Annotated in this window: 15 protein-coding genes; 11 read left to right on the forward strand and 4 right to left on the reverse strand. The window is 33.5% G+C overall.

Annotated features, from left to right (window positions below; genetic code table 11):
- Positions 1 to 2: 2 nt before the first annotated feature.
- The 3 genes from E0W69_RS16440 to fumC all read right to left on the reverse strand — a co-directional run bounded on the left by E0W69_RS16440 (position 3) and on the right by fumC (position 4,176).
- The gene (locus tag E0W69_RS16440; protein ID WP_131331125.1) at positions 3 to 752 is read right to left on the reverse strand and encodes a hypothetical protein; all 750 of its coding nucleotides are present in this window, start codon (positions 750 to 752) and stop codon (positions 3 to 5) included.
- A 104-nt stretch (positions 753 to 856) separates the two neighbouring features.
- A complete protein-coding gene (locus E0W69_RS16445; protein ID WP_131331126.1) occupies positions 857 to 2,518 on the reverse strand; it encodes an OmpA family protein in 1,662 nt (553 codons plus the stop codon).
- Between the two features lie 242 nt (positions 2,519 to 2,760).
- Positions 2,761 to 4,176, reverse strand: coding sequence for a class II fumarate hydratase (gene fumC, locus E0W69_RS16450; RefSeq protein ID WP_131331127.1), 1,416 nt, complete (start codon positions 4,174 to 4,176; stop codon positions 2,761 to 2,763).
- Between the two features lie 153 nt (positions 4,177 to 4,329).
- On the opposite strand from fumC, the gene E0W69_RS16455 reads away from it, so the two are divergent.
- The 10 genes from E0W69_RS16455 (at position 4,330) to E0W69_RS16500 (ending at position 20,292) form a co-directional block, all read left to right on the forward strand.
- Positions 4,330 to 5,292, forward strand: coding sequence for a polyprenyl synthetase family protein (locus E0W69_RS16455; protein ID WP_131331128.1), 963 nt, complete (start codon positions 4,330 to 4,332; stop codon positions 5,290 to 5,292).
- An 81-nt stretch (positions 5,293 to 5,373) separates the two neighbouring features.
- On the forward strand, positions 5,374 to 6,636 hold the full coding sequence (locus E0W69_RS16460) for an adenylosuccinate synthase (protein ID WP_131331129.1): 1,263 nt from the start codon (positions 5,374 to 5,376) through the stop codon (positions 6,634 to 6,636).
- A gap of 68 nt (positions 6,637 to 6,704) precedes the next feature.
- Complete coding sequence (locus E0W69_RS16465) at positions 6,705 to 7,169, forward strand: hypothetical protein (protein WP_131331130.1); 465 nt, start codon at positions 6,705 to 6,707, stop codon at positions 7,167 to 7,169.
- Positions 7,170 to 7,250: 81 nt separating this feature from the next.
- A complete protein-coding gene (locus E0W69_RS16470) occupies positions 7,251 to 9,716 on the forward strand; it encodes a bifunctional UDP-N-acetylmuramoyl-tripeptide:D-alanyl-D-alanine ligase/alanine racemase (protein ID WP_131331131.1) in 2,466 nt (821 codons plus the stop codon).
- 46 nt (positions 9,717 to 9,762) lie between these two features.
- The gene (locus tag E0W69_RS16475) at positions 9,763 to 10,692 is read left to right on the forward strand and encodes a geranylgeranylglycerol-phosphate geranylgeranyltransferase (RefSeq protein ID WP_131331132.1); all 930 of its coding nucleotides are present in this window, start codon (positions 9,763 to 9,765) and stop codon (positions 10,690 to 10,692) included.
- The gene (locus E0W69_RS16480; RefSeq protein ID WP_131331133.1) at positions 10,693 to 11,697 is read left to right on the forward strand and encodes a hypothetical protein; all 1,005 of its coding nucleotides are present in this window, start codon (positions 10,693 to 10,695) and stop codon (positions 11,695 to 11,697) included.
- Positions 11,666 to 12,862 (forward strand): hypothetical protein, encoded by a 1,197-nt coding sequence (locus tag E0W69_RS16485; protein ID WP_131331134.1) that lies wholly within the window; start codon positions 11,666 to 11,668, stop codon positions 12,860 to 12,862. Before E0W69_RS16480 ends, E0W69_RS16485 begins: the two co-directional genes overlap by 32 nt.
- Positions 12,863 to 12,956: 94 nt before the next feature.
- Positions 12,957 to 13,187, forward strand: a complete 231-nt coding sequence (locus tag E0W69_RS16490) for a hypothetical protein (RefSeq protein WP_131331135.1) — start codon at positions 12,957 to 12,959, stop codon at positions 13,185 to 13,187.
- Between the two features lie 284 nt (positions 13,188 to 13,471).
- Entirely contained in the window at positions 13,472 to 18,043 is a 4,572-nt protein-coding gene (locus E0W69_RS16495) for a translocation/assembly module TamB domain-containing protein (RefSeq protein ID WP_131331136.1), read from the forward strand.
- A gap of 80 nt (positions 18,044 to 18,123) precedes the next feature.
- Positions 18,124 to 20,292, forward strand: a complete 2,169-nt coding sequence (locus E0W69_RS16500) for a S9 family peptidase (RefSeq protein ID WP_131331137.1) — start codon at positions 18,124 to 18,126, stop codon at positions 20,290 to 20,292.
- Between the two features lie 81 nt (positions 20,293 to 20,373).
- On the opposite strand, the gene E0W69_RS16505 is transcribed toward E0W69_RS16500, so the two are convergent.
- Entirely contained in the window at positions 20,374 to 21,528 is a 1,155-nt protein-coding gene (locus E0W69_RS16505; RefSeq protein WP_131331138.1) for a glycosyltransferase, read from the reverse strand.
- A gap of 87 nt (positions 21,529 to 21,615) precedes the next feature.
- On the opposite strand from E0W69_RS16505, the gene E0W69_RS16510 reads away from it, so the two are divergent.
- Positions 21,616 to 22,602: an O-fucosyltransferase family protein gene (locus tag E0W69_RS16510; protein WP_131331139.1), complete on the forward strand. Its 987-nt coding sequence runs from the start codon at positions 21,616 to 21,618 to the stop codon at positions 22,600 to 22,602.
- The last annotated feature ends 308 nt before the right edge of the window (positions 22,603 to 22,910 follow it).

The raw sequence follows: 22,910 nt of genomic DNA on the forward strand, positions 1-22,910 counted from the left end.
AACTATTTCGAACTTTTATTTTTACTAAAATATACTTTCAATTTATCATTGATATAATATTTTAAAGATTCTGCATCATCATTTTCTCGCAACCAATCATACGATGGACGATACTGATTCATAAACATCATCAAATTCTCACCAGTCAAACCACTAAAAGAATGCACTAGTAGTTTATTAAAACGAAAATCCACATAACGTTGTTCTTCATTGTCTAAGAAATTTTTATATGCACGTTTTCTCGCCTTATTTTTTTTATCAAAAAAATTATCCAATCCAATAGCTAATCCTGCACCTCCTGTATTTTGAGAAAATGTTTTAGGATTCAATCCTACATCTTTGATAAAATCATCCCTTCTCTCGGAGCTATCTAACTGATAATCATCATAAGTATAAGATGAGACTATAACACCAGGAAGTATTTCTTTCATTTTAGGTTTTAACCAAATCTCTACTGTATCCATATGATATTTTTCTCCTAAATAAGTAAATTGTCCATTTTGATATCCTGGTATTCTGAATATTAAAACATCTCCTTTTTGCATATTAGCTTTAAAAAATCCATCTTCTCCGCTTCTGAATTTTAAACTGTCTGTTTTATCAATAATATCAACAAAAGGTAATGTTGTAAGTGTTACGCTATCCTTTACTACACCAATAATTTGTTTATCTTTTAGGTGGTTAGCAACTTGGGCTTGGCTAGATGAAAAAACTCCAAGCAATGAAAATACTGCAACGATTTGTTTGAGCATATTTAGATTTATATCTAACAAAAATATGTTTTTAAAATTAATAATATCACAAAAAAACCTCATCTCTAACGAGATGAGGTTGGAAATATTTATAAGAAATTTTCTTATTTAGATTTCTGTAAGTTTGGATGAGGAGCAGGTACTGTGTTAGGACCTTCTTCAGTTGTACCTTGAAGATCTACAGTGTTAGCATCACCATCTTGACCATAGTAGAATAACAATCTGCTTTCAGCTATACCTTGTTTTTCAACTAAGTATTTGATTACAGAATTTACTCTATCCCAACTTAATTGTTGTGCTTTTTTGTTAGATGCACCGTAACCGATAACTTTTACTTTACATCCTGGATTGCCATTCAATTGAGCAGCTACAGTAGTCAAAGAAGCTTGAGCAGCTTTACTTAAAGCAACACTACCTTTTTTGAATTGTACGCTAGGTAAACTTGTAATTGCGCATTCGCTAGCTGGTTTGTAGTTAGCTAATTTATCACGCAATTCTTTACAACAAGCTGGTTCTGGTTCAGTACCAACACCATCCGCGTCAACTGGGAACCAAGATTGTGGAGTGATTTTTTGTTTGTCTTTGTAATCAGGAACGCCATCACCATCTGTATCCAAAGCACGTCCGTGAGAATCTACAGGAGCACCAGCTGGAGTATTAGGTTCTAAATCAAAAGAATCAGTTACACCATCACCATCAGCATCAGGTAACGTAATTTTCATGTGTTTAGGCACATTCAACTCGTTGTAGATGTAATTGTTTGGGTTGATCCACCACAATGGAGCAACTCTTTTTGAAGATGAACCTAAGTTAAAGTTAAAACGAACTTGTGTATTACTTAAGATATCATTTTTTTGAGAAGGACCAGTTACGATACCAGAGAAATCACCACCATCAAATAAGTAAGTGAATTTTTGTTCAACTCCGATATTGAAGTTATCGCTTACTTTAAATGCGATACCGGCACCGAAATCAACACCATGTTTTCTCATTTGAGTACCACCACCGATAACGTTACCAGTAGCACCGTTACGATTAGTCAATACTGTTTCATATTTTTGGTCGTTGCCACCTTTCATATCAAACAAGCCATTTTTTTGACCTGCTTTCAAGATATCTTTTGCTTGGCTTTTATCAACTCTAACATTATCTCCAGTATTAAAAGCAGAATAAGCAGCACCATTAGCATCTAAAGCATTGATACGGCTAGAACCCCATACAAAGCTATAACCTGCTAATGCGTAGATATCTAATTTTGGATTACCACGATAGTTGCTAATAGTATTCAAACTTGCCAATCCATCAACAGAAACTTGTTGAATAGTTGCTTTATAGTTAGCCAAATAACTAGATGGAGCACCATGAGCAGCTAAAACTGCTTGAACGTTACTTGGAGCATAACTTACAGATCTTGTTCTATAGTCTTGACCATAGTAGATACCATAGTTATATTGAGCTCTTACTGAAAATACATGTCCTAAAGCTTTTCTTAATGAAAAACTTGAACCATATCCCAATTTAGGATTGATTGGAGTGAACATCAAAGATGGACCAACACCAATACCTAATTCCAATTTGTTTTTAGGTTTTGCAGGATAAGGAGTCTCGTTGGCTTTCCATGCATTTTGCTGAGCCAAGCCGTGAGAAGTTACTTTAGATGAATCATACAACCAATCATCACTGGTTGAAGTTTGCTGTGCAAACGCGCTAGTAGATGCTAATCCGGCGAAAAGACCGAGCATTAAACTATACTTTGTACTTGCCATGGGTTACTTTTAAATTTTTATATAATTTTTTGCAAACAATAAATACTATGCAAAAGTATAACTATCAAGGAATTCCACAAATTTTATCCTAAAAAAGGTTACAAAAATTATAAAATTCCACTAATTAACGTTTTTTCAAATACTGTACCAAAACAGTAAAATGTTAAAAAAAATTGAAAATTTGTCAAATTTTTACAAATATATCATAAATTAACAAGGAGAAGATAACTTATTTGAAAATTTTAAATATTTACTTCTGGAGTACCAACCATCTTAGCAGGAACCACCCATTCATCAAATTGTTCTGGTGTTAAATATCCTAATTCAATCGCAGTAGCCTTCAAAGTTGAATTATTCTTTAACGCCGCTTGAGCAATTTTTGCGGATTTTTCATACCCAATATGTGTATTCAATGCGGTGACCAACATCAAACTATTTTCCAAATGTTTTTGAATATTTGCTTCAATTGGCTCGATACCAATTGCACAATGATCATTAAAACTAACGCAAACATCTCCTATCAATCTTGCGCTGTGCAAGAAATTAGCAATCATCACGGGCTTGAATACATTTAATTCAAATTGACCATTTGCACCGCCAATATTAATAGCTACATCATTACCCAAAACTTGTGCTGCAACCATTGTCATGGATTCACATTGTGTTGGATTTACTTTCCCCGGCATAATAGAAGATCCTGGTTCATTTTCAGGTATATGAATTTCTCCAATTCCAGAACGAGGACCACTAGCCAACATTCTTACATCATTAGCGATTTTCATCAAACCAACAGCAACAGTTTTCAAAGCGCCATGCGCTTCCACGATTGCATCATGCGCAGCTAACGATTCAAATTTGTTAACCGCAGTCACGAAAGGCAATCCAGTTAATTCGGCAATTTTTTTAGCAACCACAACATCATAACCCTTTGGAGTATTAATACCTGTACCAACTGCGGTACCACCTAATGCTAATTCTGATAAATGAGTGAAACTATTCTTAATAGCTTTGATCCCGTGATTTAATTGTGCAGCATATCCACTCAATTCTTGTCCCAATGTTAATGGTGTTGCATCCATAAAATGCGTACGACCAATTTTTACAACATTGATATATTTTTCTGCTTTTTCAACTAAAGTATTTTTTAGTTTTTCAATACCCGGGATCGTTACATCCATTAATATTTTATATGCCGCAATATGCATTGCAGTTGGGAATGTGTCATTCGAAGATTGAGATTTATTTACATCATCATTGGGATGAAGTACTCTTGCATTTTTATCGTCAGTCAATTTTCCACCGTTGATAATGTTAGCACGATTAGCAATAACTTCATTTACATTCATATTGCTCTGTGTACCGCTACCTGTTTGCCAAATAACTAATGGAAATTGATCATCCAATTTTCCATCTAATATTTCATCGGCAACTTGTCCGATTAATTTTGATTTTTCAGCAGGTAAAACTCCAAGTTCTTCATTAGCAAGGGCTGCAGCTTTTTTCAAATAGGCAAACGCACGAATAATATCTTTCGGCATTTTATCTGTATCCTGTGCAATTTTAAAGTTTTCAAGGCTACGTTCAGTCTGTGCACCCCAATAAACATTTGCAGGAACTTTCACTTCTCCAAGTGTGTCCTTTTCAATACGATAATCCATAATATTTCTTTATTTTTTGAAAGAATAGGGCAAATTTAATCTACAAGTTGTTAAAAGACCTTTATCTTTTTAAAATAGTCCAATATATTTTCCTATGAAATTTGTACTGTTGACCTTTCTATATCGTTTCTTTGTGTGAAATATCGGTTTTGAATGAGTAATGTTCCAGCAATTATTGCACCTGATTTAAAAGCTTTTAATAGTTATTTATCCCAACAATTAAAAAATAGAATTCCTTTACTGGAAAAAATCTTGAAATACATCATCAAGCAAAAAGGAAAGCAAATGCGTCCTATGTTTGTGTTGTTATGTGCCAGATTGGGTGGGGAAATAAGCGAACCGACTTTTCGCGCAGCTACATTGGTGGAACTTTTACACACTGCGACACTTATCCACGATGATGTTGTGGATGAGGCGGAGGAAAGAAGAGGACTTTTTTCTATTAATGCAATTTGGAAAAATAAAGTTGCCGTGCTTGCTGGGGATTTTCTTTTATCCAAAGGACTGCTTATTTCTTTGGAAAATGATGATTTTAAAACTTTAAAAATATTGGCGCAAGCTGTCAGCCAAATGAGTGAGGGTGAATTATTACAAATCGAAAAATCGCGCAAACTCAACCTTGACGAAAATATCTATTATGACATTATCAAAGGTAAAACAGCGTCTTTAATTGCATCTGCGTGTAGCGCTGGCGCATATAGCACTTTCAAAACAGAAGAAGATGCAGAAAAGCTAAGATCTTTTGGTGAGAAAGTCGGTATGGCATTTCAGATAAAAGATGATTTATTTGATTACGGTTCGGATAATGTGGGCAAGCCAACAGCCAATGACATCAAGGAAAAAAAATTAACACTTCCGCTCATTTATACATTGAATAATTGTGAAGCATCTCTACGTAAAAAAATCATTTATATCATTAAAAATAAGAATACGGATAAAGATGCGATCCAATTTGTATTAGATGCTGTAAATCAGTGCAAAGGATTGGAATATGCCACACAGAAAATGTTTCAATTCCGTGATGAAGCATTGCAAATTTTACAACAATATCCTGTATCTGAAACGCGTGATGCACTTGAGCAATTGGTACGTTATACGACAGACCGAAAATTTTAAATCTGCAATTCTTTTTGCTTATTCTATTTCAAATTCAAAAAGCCTATTTACATTTGCCACTCACAAATCATTTCATTCATAATGGTAGATGTAATATTGGGCCTTCAATGGGGCGATGAAGGTAAGGGCAAAATCGTTGATTTTTTCGCACCTAATTACGACATTGTAGCTCGTTTCCAAGGAGGACCAAATGCTGGTCACACATTATATGTTGACGGCAAAAAAGTAGTATTGCACCAGATCCCATCTGGCATATTTCATCAAAATGCAGTAAATCTTATCGGTGGTGGTGTCGTTTTAGATCCTGTAATTTTGAAAAAAGAATGTGAAACAGTTGCTTCTTTCGGCGCTGATTTCAAAAAAAATCTTTTCATTTCTGAAAGAACAAACCTTATTCTTCCTACACACCGCGCTTTGGATAAAGCATCTGAATTATCAAAAGGTGAAGGTAAAATTGGTTCTACTTTGAAAGGTATCGGACCATCTTACATGGACAAAACAGGTAGAAATGCATTGAGAGTTGGTGATATTTTGAATAAAAATTTCGTCAGCCAATACATCAAATTGCGTTTAAAACATCAGAAACTTTTAGATAATTATCATTTTACAGAAGATATTTCCGCTTGGGAAGATGAATTTTTCGAAGCAATTGAATTCTTACGTACATTGAACATTGTGAATGGTGAATATTTCATCAACAATGCCATCAACGAAGGCAAAAAGGTATTAGCAGAAGGTGCGCAAGCAACAATGTTAGATATTGATTTCGGTACTTATCCTTATGTAACTTCCTCTAGCACAACCATCGCTGGAGTATGTTCTGGTTTGGGTGTCGCTCCTCAAAAAATCCGCGACGTAATCGGTATTACTAAATCTTATTGCACGCGTGTCGGTAGCGGTCCATTCCCAACAGAATTGGAAAATGCAACTGGTGAAGAATTACGCCAAATTGGTGGTGAATTCGGAGCAACAACTGGTCGCCCTCGTAGATGCGGTTGGATTGATCTTGTAGCATTGAAATTTGCTTGTATGATCAATGGTGTTACCAAAGTGGTTATGACAAAAGCAGATGTTTTGGATAAATTTGAAACACTAGAAGCTTGTGTATCTTACGATGCAAATGATAAAAAAACAACAGAAGTTCCTTACCAAATGGATGGAATGACTATTGTTCCAGAGTTCAAAGCATTTAAAGGATGGCATTCTGATACTACAGTTTTAAAAACTAAAGATGAATTGCCACAAACTATGCAAGAATATATTAACTTTATCAACGAATACATCAAAGCTCCAGTGTCCTTCGTTTCCAACGGTCCAGGAAGAGATCAGATTATTATTTTATAAAAAAGTTATAAAAAAATTTGTTTGAGTGAAAAACTCGTTGAAATTTTACAGCGATAATTTTGAGAACCATGGCAACAAAATCCGATAAAGAAAAGAAAGACGCAGCAAAAAAACCAGCTCCTAAAAAAGCTCCTGCTGACAGTAAGAAGAAATCTTCAAAAGAAGAGAATGAATTGGAAGACGAAGAACTTTTCTTCGACGATGAATCTCCAAAGAAAAAGTCTACGCCGAAAGCGTCTGCTAAATCTAAAAAAGAGGAAGATGACGATGACGACGAAGATGATTTCATTGAAGAGGAGGATGATTGGAACAAATCTGACGAAGAAGATAGTTGGGATCCAGATTTTGATGAATTTGATATTCCAAAATCTAAAACTAAATCTACAGGTAGTTCATCTTCTTCAAAAGGTAAAAAATCACCAGGTGGCGCTAAGAAAAAAGAAGATGACGAGGATGATTTTAAATTCGATGACGGATTCGGTAATGATTTCGATTTATTCGATGACAATTTCGAAGAAGACGATGATTTTTAATTTTTAGAAATTTTATAATTAAAAAGGTATTCCTATCTCGGAATACCTTTTATTTTTACGGAAATTCATTTCAACTAGAATATGTCTTATACGATTAAAAATATTAGCTCGCTCTTGCCAAGTGCAGCAGTTTCACTTTCCAATGAAAATGCAGAAATTCTGCAATTATTGACAGATAGCCGCAGACTGAATTTTCCCAAAACGACACTTTTTTTTGCAATAGAAACTAAATTACGTGATGGTCACAATTACGTAACGGAATTATTTAATCAAGGCGTAAGAAATTTTGTCGTTCAAAAAGGGAAAAACATTGCAGCTGTGGTTTCTCAAAATGCCAATTTAATTTTTGTAAATCAACCATTAGACGCATTACAATTATTGGTTGCATTTCATAGAAGTAAATTCAATATTCCTGTTATCGGTATTACTGGCAGCAACGGAAAAACGATTGTAAAAGAATGGCTTAATCAATTATTGGTCAGTGATTTTGAAATCGTTAGAACACCACGCAGTTACAATTCTCAAATCGGCGTACCGTTAAGCGTATGGGAAATGAGTCCTGAAAATAATCTTGGCATATTTGAAGCAGGGATTTCTTTACCTGGAGAAATGGAAAGATTGGAAAAAATCATCCAGCCAAATATTGGCATTTTTACAAATATTGGAACAGCACATGATGAAGGATTTAAAAATCGTGCAGAAAAAATTGCAGAAAAATTCAAATTATTCAAGAATGTCCAATTGCTTATTTTGCCTGCTGATAACTCGGAAGTATTGCATTTAGCCGAATATTTATTGAGTTGCAAATTATTTACTTGGGGCAAATACGACAAGTCGGATTTACAGATTTTGGATATTGAAGTAAAAGAAAGCCAAACGTTAATAAACGCCAAATACAAAAAAGAAGAATATCAAATCGCTATTCCATTTACAGATGAAGCTTCTATTCAAAATGCAATAACTTGTTGGGCTACATTGATTTGCATGGATATTTCCGCGGAGAAGATTGCAGAAAGAATACAATCTTTACGTCCGATTGATATGCGTTTGGAAATCAAACCTGCATTGAACAATTGTACATTGATCAATGACAGTTATAGTTTCGATATTAATTCACTAGGAATTGCCTTGTCATTTTTACAACAGCAGAAAATCCACAAAACGGTTATTATTTCAGATCTAGCATATTTTGATGAAAATTTGTATAGAACGATTGTCAATTTACTTTCTCAAAAAGATATTTATCGCGTTATTACTATTGGCCCAGCTTGGTACAAATTACAATATTTACTACATGGGAAATTTGAAAAAATAAATAGCCTAAAATCAGTAGAACAATTTTTAGCGAATTATCAAACGTTCAATTTACGCGCAGAAGCCATTTTGTTGAAAGGTGCACGCAAATATGCATTCGAACAAATTGCAAAAATTCTTGAAAATCAAGTGCATCAAACACGTATGGAAATCAGTATACCAGCACTTGCCCATAATCTTCAAGAATATCGCAAATACATCCAGCCAGAAATCAAAATCATGGCAATGGTGAAAGCTTCCGGCTATGGAAGTGGCAGTATTGAAGTGGCTACGATGGTGCAATTTTACCATGTCAATTATCTGGCGGTGGCTTATGCAGATGAAGGTGTTGCATTACGCAATTCTGGCATTAGCATTCCCATTGCGGTGATGAATTTTGACGAAGAAGCATTTGAAACCATTGTTATTCACCACCTAGAACCCAATATTTTTTCATTTAAAATTTATTATGCATTTCATGATTTTTTGGTGAATCAGGGAATTAAAAACTACCCAATTCATTTGAAAATTGATACCGGAATGCATCGATTGGGTTTTGAATTGGAAGAAATGGATAAAATCGTTGCCCTTTTGAATGAAAATAATACGATGGTTGTCAAGTCTGCATTTACCCATTTTGTAGCGAGTGAAGATCCAAATGAAGATGAATTTACACATCATCAAGCACATATCTTTAAAGAAGCAATTCAAATTTTAGAAAAGGGTATTGGCTATAAATTCATTCGTCATATTGCCAACTCGTCCGCAATTATTCGCTTTCCTGAATATCATTTTGATATGGTACGCTTAGGTATTGGTTTATATGGAGTGGATAGTTCGTCTTTACATCAAGAAACTTTGGAAACTGTCGCAACGCTTATCTCAACAATTGCACAGATTCATCATGTAAAAGCTGGCGAAACGATTGGTTATAATCGTCGCGGAAAAGTGGATAGAGATTCCAAAATCGCTACTATTAGAATTGGATACGCGGATGGTTTAAATCGTAAATTGGGAAATCTCAATGGATCGGTATTTATCCAAGGGAAATTGGCGCCGATTATTGGAAATATCTGCATGGATATGGCCATGGTTGATATTACCGATATTGACAATGTACATGAAGGCGATTCCGTGGAAATATTTGGGAAAAATCTACCCGTTTGGGATGTTGCCTCTAAAATTGGTACGATTTCTTATGAAGTGCTTACCAGCGTAGGGCAAAGAATCAAACGCGTATATATCGAAGAATAAGAAATTCAGTTCTTTATATTTGCATGCGTAACAACTCAATCAAAATATGAAGGCCATAAGTTATTATCTAAAATTAGTTCGATGGCCCAATCTTTTAGTAATCGCATTGACGCAATGGCTATTTTATATCTGCATCAACAGACAATTGTTGATGTGGACGCCATTTGATGAGATTTTTTCTATAACTGTGGTTATCTGTGTGCTTTGCGCAGCTGCAGGTTATATTATCAACGATTATTTTGACGTGGCGATTGATCAGATTAATAAGCCTGACAAAATGATTTTGGGTAAATATATTACGCCAAAAATGGGAAAATCTGTGTACATTTTTATGTTGATCATCACAGAAATCCTCTCCATTTATTGTGATACTCAATGGGCATCCTTTTGGATAACAGCAATGACAACTGCCATCAATATTTTACTCTATTTCTATTCAAAATATTGGAAAAAGTCCTTTTTTATTGGAAATTTCGTGGTGGCATTAGTGACGAGTGCTCCGATTTTATATTGCTTTTTACCTATTTATTTTAAAAGTTTTTTGGTTTCTGAATTATGGATGTGGTTATGCATCATCTATTTCTATTTTTCATTTTTGACTTGTTTGATAAGAGAGATTGTTAAAGATTTGGAAGATCGAGCAGGAGATCAAGCACTAGGAGCCAATACGCTCGCAATTGCATTAGGAGAAAAAAAATCAAAATTCGTCGTAACGATTTTTACGGTCTTATTAGTGTTACCAGTTACTTATTTCGGATACGTTTTTTATACGATGCAGATATGGTTATTCGCCGTTTATATCATTGCGTTGTTGGTATTCCCGATTGTATATTTTCTCATTAGTTTTTTGAATGCTAAAAATCCGAAAGATTATCATCAAGCAAGTACCCAATTGAAAATCATCATGTTATTGGGAATATTTTTCCTCATTTTCTTGAGATTGGTGGCATATTCATTTACGAGTCTATTTATATAAATGTTTCGAAAAGCTATTTTTTCAAAATTATTGGCGCAAAGATTATCGCATATTCTCTTCCTCAGAAAAAGAGAATATCATCGTGCAGTCAAGCTTTTGCATGAATTAGAATCGAAATTTAAGGGAAAAATTGATCCATTTACATTTGAAAAGATAGCAAAAAGCTATTCGATTTACGTACTCATGTTTGCAGATGCATTTACGCAAATAGAAGGAAGAAATACGACCGAACAGGAAAAAATGCGAATGGTTCATTACTTCATCTGTAGTTCGCTTTTTGATGATTTTTGTGATAGAATGGATTTTGATTTGGAACGACTACGGGACATTTCTTTCCACCAAAATACTTTCCAACCACAAAATTTTGAGGAAGCGCTTTTTTTATATTCGCATCAATTTTTGTTGAGTGAAATTCGGGATCAAGAAAGATATATTCAAATATCTCATCTGCTGTTTCAATCACAAATTGACTCATTTGCACAAGCGGAATTAGAGGCAATCCCAGAGGAAAAATTAAAGAAAATAACGGAAGACAAAGGTGGTTATTCCGTCTTGATTTCTGGTTATTATTTGGATATTTCCATGACCACAAAATTGGAAAATGTCTATTTCGCCATCGGATCTATTATTCAAATAATCAACGATTTGTTTGACATATTCAAAGACTTACAGGAAAAATCGCAAACTATTCCAAATAAATTGAAGGACGTTAATCAATTTGAAAATTATTTTAATTCACTTGTCAATCAATTAATTAAGAATATTTTTGCACTTCAATTATCTCCCAAAAGAAGAGAAAAATTGCATTTTGCCCTGATGAATATTTGTGCATTTGGCTATGTAGCCATTGACAATTTGAAAAATATTCAAAATAATCAAACATCATTGCCTGACTTATCAATACTTGCAAGAAAAGCATTGATTGTCGACATGGAAAAATGGAGTAATATTTGGTTTTGCATCAAGGTTTGTTATGAAAAACAATGGATTAAAAACATTTTGTAAAAAAATCTGTCTGGGTACGATGAGTATCCTGTTTTTCTCGATTTATACATTTGGACAAAATAATATCGCAGCAATGCGAAAATTATTACATGAATTACAAGCCGATCAAGTTACTTCTGATAGTTTTTTTCAAAAAGGAACATTCAAATCTTTCCGTTTTAATGGAAACAATAGGACTATTTCTAAACCAGACAATAATATTTTTTTTACAGGATTAATTGGATTTACGCTAAAAGATATAGCCGATAGAATACAAGATGACAGCGTGCAATTTCTATGTCATCAAATCATGCAAAATGCAACTATCTCCTATCCAAAATTTCAACACATAAGCGGTCGCCCTACTTATAATTTTTGGAGGACAAATCCTGTTGAGTTATTTCCGGGTGCAAAAGCCATACAACCTTTAAAACATATTAATTCGCTTCCAGATGATCTGGATGATACCGTTTTATATTTCCTTTTTCAAAATAATGTATCAGATTCAACTCGAAAAATTTTGGAAAAATTGATGGTGGCTAGCGCCAATAAAAGCAAAAAAACAATAAAGAACACTTTCAAAAAATACAAACAAATACCTGCGTATTCTACTTGGTTTGGTTATAGAATGCCCGTTGATTTTGATTTTTGCGTATTAACTAATGTCCTTTATTACAGATTTTCCTACGTTCAGAATTTGAATAGTACGGATTCTGCTACCATATATTTGTTGGAACGTATGATTGCCGATAAAGAATACTTGCATCATCCGACCTACATTTCTCCACATTATGGACGGTCGCCTATTTTATTATATCACATCGCACGATTAATGGGGAAATACAATATTCCACAATTGGAACCTTATCGCAAACAATTAATTGAAGATTTACAAGCGCAAATTAAGCAGTCAAATATTGAGTTGGATCAAATAATTATGCATACGGCATTGATCTGGTTAGGAGAAAAAGAGGATCGTCCATTTTTCAAATCATTTAATTTAAATAATTTACAAAAAACGGATTTTACCTTTTTTGTGGGCTGTATGAATACATATTTCACTAATCCTTTTAAAGCAATTTTGTATACGATACCTAGTTTGAGATTTTATTTTCAATGTCCAGCTTATAATAAGGCATTATTATTGCAATATTTGAGTTTAATAAATGTAAATCAAACCAATTGATTAATAAGTTGTATAATAGTAATTTGAATATATTTTATAATAGTAATATTTAATTGTTAATTTTGTCCCCTATTTCTAAACCTATATTAGCAAAATGGTTAATAGTATATTAATATTTGTTGCAGGTGTAGTTGTTGGATTGCTAACCTCATACATCCTCAAAAACAATAAAAAGAAACGCACATCTGCATTGGAAAATCTAATGTTGACGAATCATTCTGAAATATTAAAACTTCAGAAAAAAGTTTCTGATTTGGAAGAAGAAAAAAAGAGATTTTTACAAAGTATGCAAAATAAAAGTTCGAAGACGTTAGAAGTAATGTAAAATATTGCCGAATTAAATTGAAGAATTAATATTTAAAAGATTTTGTCCGCTTATTTTTGTGTAAATAGATAGAAAACAAATACGTATATCGCAGATTGAAGTCTTTATTTAAAATATTAGGGCGGATTTTTCTCAGTTTATTCGGTGTTATCTTATTAGTATGGCTCTTGATTCAAACGGAGACCGTTCAGAATTTTTTGGTAAAAAAAATATCCAAAAAAATATCAGACGAGTTACATACTGAAGTAAGTATACAACATGTAAGCTTCTCTTTGTTTGATAAAATGAACTTGGAGAAAATGATGGTGCGCGATCTTCGCAAAGACACCATTTTATATGCAGGAGCGTTTCGTTTGCGTATTTCGGATTGGTTTTTTCTTAAGAAAAATATTTCCATAGGATATATAGGTCTGCAAAATGCAGTAATCCATATCAATCGCTTGCAAGATTCTGTTTGGAATTATCAGTTCATCATCGATCATTTTGCCTCTCCCAAAAAGGAAAAAACTGCATCCAAACCAATCGATCTCGATTTGCATAAAGTGGATTTTGAAAATGTCACTTTTGATAAAATTGATCGTTGGAATGGTCAGGATATGCGCGTCCATTTCGGATCATTTGTGGGTGATGCGAGAGAGATTGATTTAGAGAAAAAGAAATACACCCTTAATTCTTTATTTATCAATCAATTAGATTTTTATCTATATGATTATCATGCACTCAAACCGAGAAAACCCACTATTGAAAAGCCTAGAACGGGGATGTATTTCAATAAAGGGGATATTGCACTTGAGATAGATAGCCTCAATCTGAAAAATAGCAGCATTACCATTTTCAAACAGTTGAAAAACCGTAAACCCTATCCGTATTTTGATACGCATCACCTTCAATTTACCAAGGTGAATCTTTCAGCGGCCAATTTCAAATTTAATAAAGATACCATCACAGCTCGCATGAATCTTGCAGCGCATGAGCGCTCTGGCATCATCATCAAACATTTAAAGGCGAATTTCAAATTGACGCCTTCCATCATGGAATTTCAAAGATTTGATTTAGCGATCAACAAAAGTAATCTGCGAAATTATTTGGCATTTCATTTTCATGATTTTAATGATGACATGGGCGAATTTGAAACAAATATCAATCTGGATGTTCGTTTTTTGCATAGTACCGCCTACACCGATGACATTGCCTATATTGAACCTAGTCTAAAATCTTGGAAAAAGCGTATCGATATGTCGCTCCATCTTTTCGGAACAGTACGTGATTTCAAAGCAAAAGGTATTGTGATGCGATTAGATCAGCATACATTCTTAAGTGGAGATCTACGTATGCGTGGTTTTCCCAATTTGGATACGTCACATTTGCAATTTGAAAACCTAAATTTACAAACGACGAGATTAGAGGCAGCACCAATAGTGGAACGTTTCAAAACACTAACAAGCCCAGACTTAGATGCCATGGGCGTCATGCAATATCGAGGTAGATTTGAAGGAACACCACATGATTTTTTTACGGAAGGTAATTTTAGCACAGCTATTGGTAGTGCTTATGTAAAAGCCAAAATGACCTTTCCGGAAGTTGGAGAACCCACTTATTCTGGTAATATAACGACTCGTCAATTTAATTTAGGCAAATTTGTACACTCTCCCGTAATCGGCGAAGTAGATTTCCATGGTGAATTTAAAGGCTCAAGTTATAAGCTCAGCCAAGCACGCTCATCACTAAATGGACATTTTAATTCCATTAAATTAAATGGTTATCCTTACTCGGACATAGATGTAAATGGTGTAATTCAGAAAAAATATTTCACCGGCACCTTGAATATTTCGGATACCAATATCAACTTGTTAAGTAATATTCAAATTGATCTGAATGGAAAAGCGCCGAAGTTTAATGTCATTGGTGATTTGCAAAATGCTCATCTGCAAAAACTAAATTTATTAAAAGAAAATTTTATTCTCACAGGTCTATTTGACTTAGATTTTGAAGGGAATAATATCGATAATTACATTGGTAGTGCCAAAATTCTGAATGCAAGTCTAAAAAAAGATACATTCAAACTTAATTTTGACTCCCTGTCCATTCAAGCATCTCAACTAGATGCTCAACGCAAACAACTGACAATTCAAAGCAACGAATTTGACGTTAGATTACGTGGCAAGTACAAAGTTTTGGATCTTCCGAATAGTTTTCAATCTTTTTTGCATCAGTATTATCCATCGATTATAAGTGAGCCTCAGCATTTTCCATTGGATCAAAAATTTTTGTTAACCATTGATACTCGTAATTTTACAAAATATACAGAATTATTTTTTCCCGGATTTTCAGGATTGGATAGTGCGGAATTAATAGGGGGTATCAATACAATTGATTCTAATGTCTTTTATGTAAAAGCACATGTTCCTGATTTTAATATAAAGAGAAATAAATTTAGAGGAACGGATATCGTAGGAAGAGGCGACTTGAACACTCTAGCAATAAATGGACAAGTTGATTCTGTTTTTACCAGCGATAGCTTTTATTTCCCTAATACAGAGTTGAATATCAAGTCCATCAGTGACCACTCTACCGTTGACTTAAAAACCAAAGCGAGTTCATCCTTGGATGATGCCCATTTGATGGCAGATGTGTACACCTTAAATGATGGTGTAAAAATAGATGTACAACCCTCTTTTTTTATTCTGAATAACAAAAAATGGAATATTGATAAAGAAGGCGAAATCATTATCCGAAAACAATTTGCCTCTGCAAAAAATGTAAAATTCAGTCAAGGATTACAAGAATTAGTCGTCGAGACATCCAATGATCCTGATAAAAAAAGTAATGACCTTAAAGTCATAATGAAAAATATCAGCATAGGAGACTTTGCACCCTTAGTTTTGAAAAATCCAAAATTAGATGGTATTGCCAATGGCGAAGTTGTCATGCACAATTTCTTTGGACAATTCAATATAGACGCTAACATTAAGGCAGAGGAATTTAAACTAAATGATGATTCTGTCGGGATAGTAAATATTAAAGGCCATTTTAATCCCAAATCTAAATTGGTGAATTACACAGTAAATTCTGATAATGAAAAATATCATTTTGGAATTCATGGAGATTATAATACGAGCGATACCGCACAATCCCCTCTTAATGCCAATATAGAGCTTGCTGATGCGAGGATTTTTATTTTGAATCAATTTTTAAGTTCTTTATTTACCGATATGTCAGGTCAATCTGAAGGCCAACTGCATATTGGAGGCTCTTTCAAAAGTCCAGTTATAACTGGGATCACGCATTTAAAAAAGGCAGAATTGACCGTTATCTACACGCAAGTTCATTATTGGGTGGATAGCGCAACGATCAATTTTTATCCAGACAGAATTGATATGGGTAATCTGACATTGAGAGATGAAAAGAAAAATATAGCCAACGTTCAGGGTATTATATATGAAAATGCTTTGGATGATATGAAATTTGACATCAATATCACTACGGATAAACTATTAGCACTTAATACACAAGCCAAGGACAACCCGATGTTTTACGGTCGGGCTTTTTGTAAGGGACAATTTACGATTAAGGGTCCACAAGAAAATATGCAAATGTATGTAGGTGTGGAAGCCGCCGATAGTTCACACATATATATACCTACGACAAGCAGTCGTGAAAGTTCCAATGTTGATTATATCATATTCAAACAATATGGAAATAACGGAAATAAAAAACCAAAAATTCCAGGACAAATTACCGTTGATCTTGATCTTACTGCAAATAATCTTGTTAATATCGATGTGATTATGGATGCACAGACGGGAGATGTGATTAAAGCAACAGGTAGTGGAAAATTAAACATACATGTTCCGGCGGAAGGTAGTATGACGATGAAAGGTCGATATAATATTGAAAAAGGTCGATATGACTTTAATTTCCAATCGTTTATCAAAAAACCTTTTGATCTAATGGAAAATGGAAATAACTACATTGAATGGACGGGAGATCCTTATAATGCGAATATCCGTATCGATGCAAGTTATACAGCAACGCATGTAAGTTTGAATGATTTGGTCAGTGCTCAGACGGGTAATATTATCAACGGTAATGTACGTGGTTACCGTGGCGACGTTTATGTAATTGCTCAACTTACAGGCAAATTGATGCATCCTGATATTAAATTTCACTTAGATTTCCCTACAGGAAGTACGATTAAAAATGATCCAGATTTCGCATTATTCTTAAATCGTTTGGCTAGTGATGATAATGAAATGTTGAAGCAAGTTACCTACTTGATCGTATTTGGAAGTTTTGCACCTTACGGAGCTAATAGTGCTGCAACTAATTTTGCATCCGTAGGCGTAAATTCAATTTCATCCATCATTACTTCTGAATTTAATAAATTAGTTTCGGGTGTTTTATACAAATTAACAGGTAGTCGAGATTTACAATTTGATTTAAGTACATCAACATACTCTAGCGCCAGTTGGTATGGGGGTAATGCCGCATCAGCTAAATTAGATAGGCAAGCCGTCAATTTAAAATTGAACCAAAGTATATTGAATGGTAAAGTCATTATTACAGTGGGAGGGGACTTAGATTTTAATCTTGCAGCAAGCTCATCTACAGGCAATTTCCAATGGTTACCAGATATATCTGTTCAGATTGTTTTATCTAAGGATCGAAAATTAAGAGCTATTATATTTAATAGAAGTAGTCTAGATATTGGGAGTTCTGCAGCTTCTGGTCTTGGTAGACGTAATAGGATGGGAGTAAGTTTATCCTATACACGCGATTTCGAACATATGTTTGGCGACAAGAAAAAGAAAATAAAAGTCGAAACAGACTCTTCTGCACAAAAAAAGACCAAATAAAGATAAAAATCGAATATCTTTTTCATCCGACATATATTAAATTGCACTTACTCAAAAATTCAACTAAAATATTCCTTTCGATGATTAAAAGGCTTTTCACATTTGTAGCTATTTTAGCTACCTCTTTACAATTGAATGCGCAACGAGCAAGCAAATACAATTGGACAGCTGATGGCAATGGATATTATTATTTTAAGCAAAATGCTATCCATAAATTAGATTTAGAAAAATTAAAAGATTCCATTGTTGTTTCTCAAAAGGAATTGACACCAGAAGGATCGACAGCTTCTATGCCAGTAGAAAGAAGCGAATTTTCTGAAGATAAAACACAGATATTACTTTTTACAAATTCCAAAAAAGTCTGGCGTTATCATACAAAAGGTGATTATTGGGTTCTCAATTTAAAAACCAATAAATTGGTTCAATTAGGAAAAAAATTACCTACGTCTTCATTGATGTTTGCCAAATTTTCACCTGATGGAAACTATGTCGGTTATGTTAGCCAACACAATGTTTATGTGGAAAACCTCTCTAACAATAGCATTACGCAATTGACCAAAGACGGCACAGATCGCATGATCAATGGTACATTTGATTGGGCGTATGAGGAGGAATTTGGATGCCGCGATGGATTTCGTTGGTCACCAGATAGTAAGTCTATCGCATTTTGGCAACTGGACGCTAACAAAATCCGTAATTTTTTGATGATTGACAATACAGATTCTATTTATTCCTTTGTCAAACCTGTTGAATATCCAGTTGTCGGTCAGACGCCATCTCCAACTAAACTTGGCGTCGTTAATATCGCTACGCAAAAAATTACTTGGATGAATGTCCCTGGTGATCCAGCGGAAAATTATATTCCTAGAATGGAATGGGCAGATGCAAATGAAATTGTTTTGCAACAATTAAACCGCAAGCAAAATACCAGTATTTTATATTATGCTAATATCCACTCCGGTAAAGCGACTTCCTTTTACAAAGAAGAAGATAAAGCTTGGATTGATATAAAAAGCCGTTGGAATAATGATGATCCTATTGGCTGGGATTGGTTGCCTGATCATAAATCCTTCGTTTGGGTATCTGAAAAAGATGGTTGGCGACATGCTTTTTTAGTGAGTAAAGATGGCAAAAAAGAGACCCTTTTAACCAAAGGAAACTATGACATTATTGAAGTAAAATCTATTGATACAAAAGGTGGTTATATTTATTATAGTGCATCACCTGACAATGCTACACAAAAATATTTGTATAGATCTTCTTTGACTGGCAAAGGTCAAATGGAAGAATTGTCTCCAAAGTCAGAACAAGGAACGCATGAATACCAAGTATCACCTAATGGAAAATTTGCAGAACATACTTTTTCCAATGCAAATACTTATCCAGCAACCAATTGGGTGAATCTACAAACTGGAGCTATTTTAGGAGAAGAAAACAAAAGTAGAAGTATTCCCGATCTTCCAAAAGTGGAGTTTTTGAAATTGACAACTGTTTCTGGCATTACAGAAGATGCGTGGATAGTGAAACCTAAGAATTTTGATAGTACGAAAAAATATCCTATCGTATTTTATGTATATACAGAGCCTGCAAGTGCGACTGTTACGGATGAATTTGGCTCTGGACGTAATTTCTTGTACAAAGGAGACATGGCTGCAGACGGTTATATCTACGTAAGTATCGATGGTCGCGGCACACCAGCGCCTAAAGGTGCCGCATGGAGAAAAAGTATTTATAAAAATATCGGGATTATTAACATCAAAGATCAAGCAGAAGGCGCTATGGAAATTTTCAAATTGCCGTATGTTGATACGAGCCGCGTTGCCGTATGGGGCTGGAGTGGTGGAGGATCTACGACATTGAACCTTTTATTCCAATATCCACAAATCTATAAAACAGGTATTTCTATTGCACCAGTTGCAAATCAATTGACCTACGATAATATCTACGAAGAAAGATATATGGGCTTGCCTCAAGAGGATAAGCAACCTTATATTCAAGGCTCTCCGATCACACACGCGCAAGGTCTACAAGGCAAATTATTGTTAGTACATGGCACTGGTGACGATAACGTCCACTATCAAAATAGTGAAATGTTGATCAATCAATTGATAAAGTATGATAAAGTATTTCAATTTATGCCTTATCCGAATCGTACACATAGTATAAGTGAAGGCGATGGCACGAGAGATCACTTAAGCTCAACCTATACAGAGTTTTTAAGAAGAAATTGCGAACCAGGAGAGAAATAATAGTTAGAAGAAATTACCATCATAAATAGGTTCAATATCGTTTGATTCTATAAATTAATTGAACTTATTTGTGATAGTAATTTAATGTCGAGATCTCTTATTTTGAGTTTCAGTATATAGATTATGCATTTCTAAACCGATGGTTTCATAACTAAAACGTTCTGTGAAAGAAGATGCTATCCGCACTTTATCAAACTCCCAATCAATTATTTTTTCCATTACAAGAAAAAGATCATTTTCATTTTCATTAACAAGAAATCCATTCTCCCCAGGTACTATTAATTCCTGTGCGATACCCACTTTAGTAGAGATGACAGGAACGCCACAATTTAAGGATTCAGGAATGACACAACAAAATGTTTCATAGCGACTAAAAATAATTGTTGCATCACTCATCTTTAAAATATTAGGAATTTGTTCATAATCTACGGTTCCGATAAAATGCACATTTGGATATTTTGCTTTATCTAAATTGAATCTTTCATTTGCCCCAACCATTAATAATTGGATATTAGGATTACGTAAAAATAATTTTTCAAATGCATTTAAAATTCCCAAGGGATTTTTTTGTTGGGACATACTAGAGATATGTACAAAGGTAAATTTTGATTGACGTGCTATGTCGTCATACTTAAATATTTTTTTATCCACTACATTTGGAATTACAATACTATTGACGTTCATTAGTTCATCTAACCTAATTCCAAGAATACGACTAACAGCAATAACTTGTGTCGCATTGCGAAAAATCATTTTCATTAAATATTTATATGCGAATGATTTTTTAGAATATTCACCTTCTGCCTTCTCTATGTATTGCGTCCAATGCTCTGTCAAGACATATGGAATGCGATATATTATTTTTAATAAAACTGCTATAATACCTGCTTTTGTAGCAACTTGAACATGGATTATATTTGGTTTACCATGTTTATTTTTATATCGTTTAAATTCATCAATATGATATTTTAAATATTTAATAGTTGAAATAATTTTATTTAAGAATGAATTATTTCTGCAACTATACATTATTATAATTTCCTCTAAATTTTTATTTATTGAACGTACATATTCTTTGCTTTTATATTGAATACTTGATCGATTGACCCTTGCAATAGACAATGTTGTTATCTCATCATATAAAGATGCCGCCTGAGCCAATCGCTTTACAAAATCACCGTTTTGTATTTGCTCTTTATTTGGATACCAACTACAAAGCCATAAAACTTTAGACATATTTAGCAAAAAAATATTTTTAAATTTGCAATTATTTAAACTATAGCCAAAATAAAACTCAACAATTAAGTATAATTTAAAATAAAATTGGAAAATACAATCAAAAATAAACTAAAAAAAACAACGGATATTATATTGGATGTATTACCCAATACAGTCAAAGAGACCGTTTTAGGAATAAAGCGATTTACATTTTTCAAACAGCAATATCCACCAAGACAATTATTTATACAAATAATTGATGGTAGAGAGACACATGGAGGATTAGCCGATCGACTAAAAGGAATAGTTTCTGCGTTTTGCTTAGCAGATAGTAAAGGAATGCAATTCAAAATCCACCACACATATCCTTTTGCATTAATAAATTATTTGCAACCGAATCTTATTGATTGGAGATTAACACCAGAAGATAAATTTTCTAGCAATATATTTGAATCAAGGATTATGCATATAACGGATTTAGGGAATGACATAATAAGATTTTCTAAATCCAATACAAAAAAACAATTTCATGCTTATTGTAAAGGAGACCTCCTACATTCAATCAATCTTGAATTGAATAAGAACTATGATTGGAGTACTGTATTTCATAAATTATTTAAGCCTTCTATAAAACTACAAAAGGAAATTGATGATCATTCAAAAATAATCGGAGGTCCTTATATCTCTGTAGTCTTCCGATTTCAAAATCTTTTAGCAGATTTTCCCGAGTATAACTACCCTACCCTAGCAAAATCAGAACAGAAAAATCTTATAGAACATTGTAGTCGAGCATTATTAAAATTACAAAAACAACACATTAACTCAAAAATTTTAGTTTCATCTGACAGCGTCACATTTCAAAACTCTATAATAGCATTAAAAAATATATTTACATTTCCTAAAAAAGTAGTCCATATGGATTATATCTCTGGTGAAAATTTCGAAGTTTATTTAAAATCTTTTTTAGACTTTTATTTAATTGCCAATTCTGAAAAAATATATTCAATGGGAACTTCGATAATGTATAAAACAAATTTTCCAAAATATGCAGCAAATCTGAATAATATACAATTTGAAAGAATTGAGATTTAGAAAAATTTGTTGGAAATATTTTTTTCAAATGCGCGTTCCAAATTTTTCTTTTTAATCATTTCTAACAATAGTAATAACACAAGAGGCAATTCAATCATAAAATATTTTTCCCATTTTTGAAATGAGAATGGCATGACTATGAGAAATATTATAAATGAACAAACATACCATAAACAATACTTATCTAATATTTTAATATGCTTAATAATATGATAGAATACATAAAATGTAATCGACAATGGGATTGAAAATAAATAATTAACAACGATAGGATTTCTAAATATAAAAAGCAAAAACCTATGTACATA

It is taken from the genome of Rhizosphaericola mali (genome assembly GCF_004337365.2).
GTDB classification, from domain to species: Bacteria; Bacteroidota; Bacteroidia; order Chitinophagales; family Chitinophagaceae; genus Rhizosphaericola; species Rhizosphaericola mali.

Excerpts from the sequence above, each read along its gene's own strand:
- E0W69_RS16465 (WP_131331130.1), top strand. The coding sequence starts at position 6,705 with ATGGCAACAAAATCCGATAAAGAAAAGAAAGACGCAGCAAAAAAACCA.
- E0W69_RS16500 (WP_131331137.1), top strand. The coding sequence starts at position 18,124 with ATGATTAAAAGGCTTTTCACATTTGTAGCTATTTTAGCTACCTCTTTA.
- E0W69_RS16470 (WP_131331131.1), top strand. The coding sequence starts at position 7,251 with ATGTCTTATACGATTAAAAATATTAGCTCGCTCTTGCCAAGTGCAGCA.
- E0W69_RS16440 (WP_131331125.1), bottom strand. The coding sequence starts at position 752 with ATGCTCAAACAAATCGTTGCAGTATTTTCATTGCTTGGAGTTTTTTCA.
- E0W69_RS16495 (WP_131331136.1), top strand. The coding sequence starts at position 13,472 with ATGAACTTGGAGAAAATGATGGTGCGCGATCTTCGCAAAGACACCATT.
- E0W69_RS16460 (WP_131331129.1), top strand. The coding sequence starts at position 5,374 with ATGGTAGATGTAATATTGGGCCTTCAATGGGGCGATGAAGGTAAGGGC.
- E0W69_RS16445 (WP_131331126.1), bottom strand. The coding sequence starts at position 2,518 with ATGGCAAGTACAAAGTATAGTTTAATGCTCGGTCTTTTCGCCGGATTA.
- E0W69_RS16480 (WP_131331133.1), top strand. The coding sequence starts at position 10,693 with ATGTTTCGAAAAGCTATTTTTTCAAAATTATTGGCGCAAAGATTATCG.
- E0W69_RS16490 (WP_131331135.1), top strand. The coding sequence starts at position 12,957 with ATGGTTAATAGTATATTAATATTTGTTGCAGGTGTAGTTGTTGGATTG.
- fumC (WP_131331127.1), bottom strand. The coding sequence starts at position 4,176 with ATGGATTATCGTATTGAAAAGGACACACTTGGAGAAGTGAAAGTTCCT.
- E0W69_RS16485 (WP_131331134.1), top strand. The coding sequence starts at position 11,666 with ATGAAAAACAATGGATTAAAAACATTTTGTAAAAAAATCTGTCTGGGT.
- E0W69_RS16455 (WP_131331128.1), top strand. The coding sequence starts at position 4,330 with ATGAGTAATGTTCCAGCAATTATTGCACCTGATTTAAAAGCTTTTAAT.
- E0W69_RS16475 (WP_131331132.1), top strand. The coding sequence starts at position 9,763 with ATGAAGGCCATAAGTTATTATCTAAAATTAGTTCGATGGCCCAATCTT.
- E0W69_RS16505 (WP_131331138.1), bottom strand. The coding sequence starts at position 21,528 with ATGTCTAAAGTTTTATGGCTTTGTAGTTGGTATCCAAATAAAGAGCAA.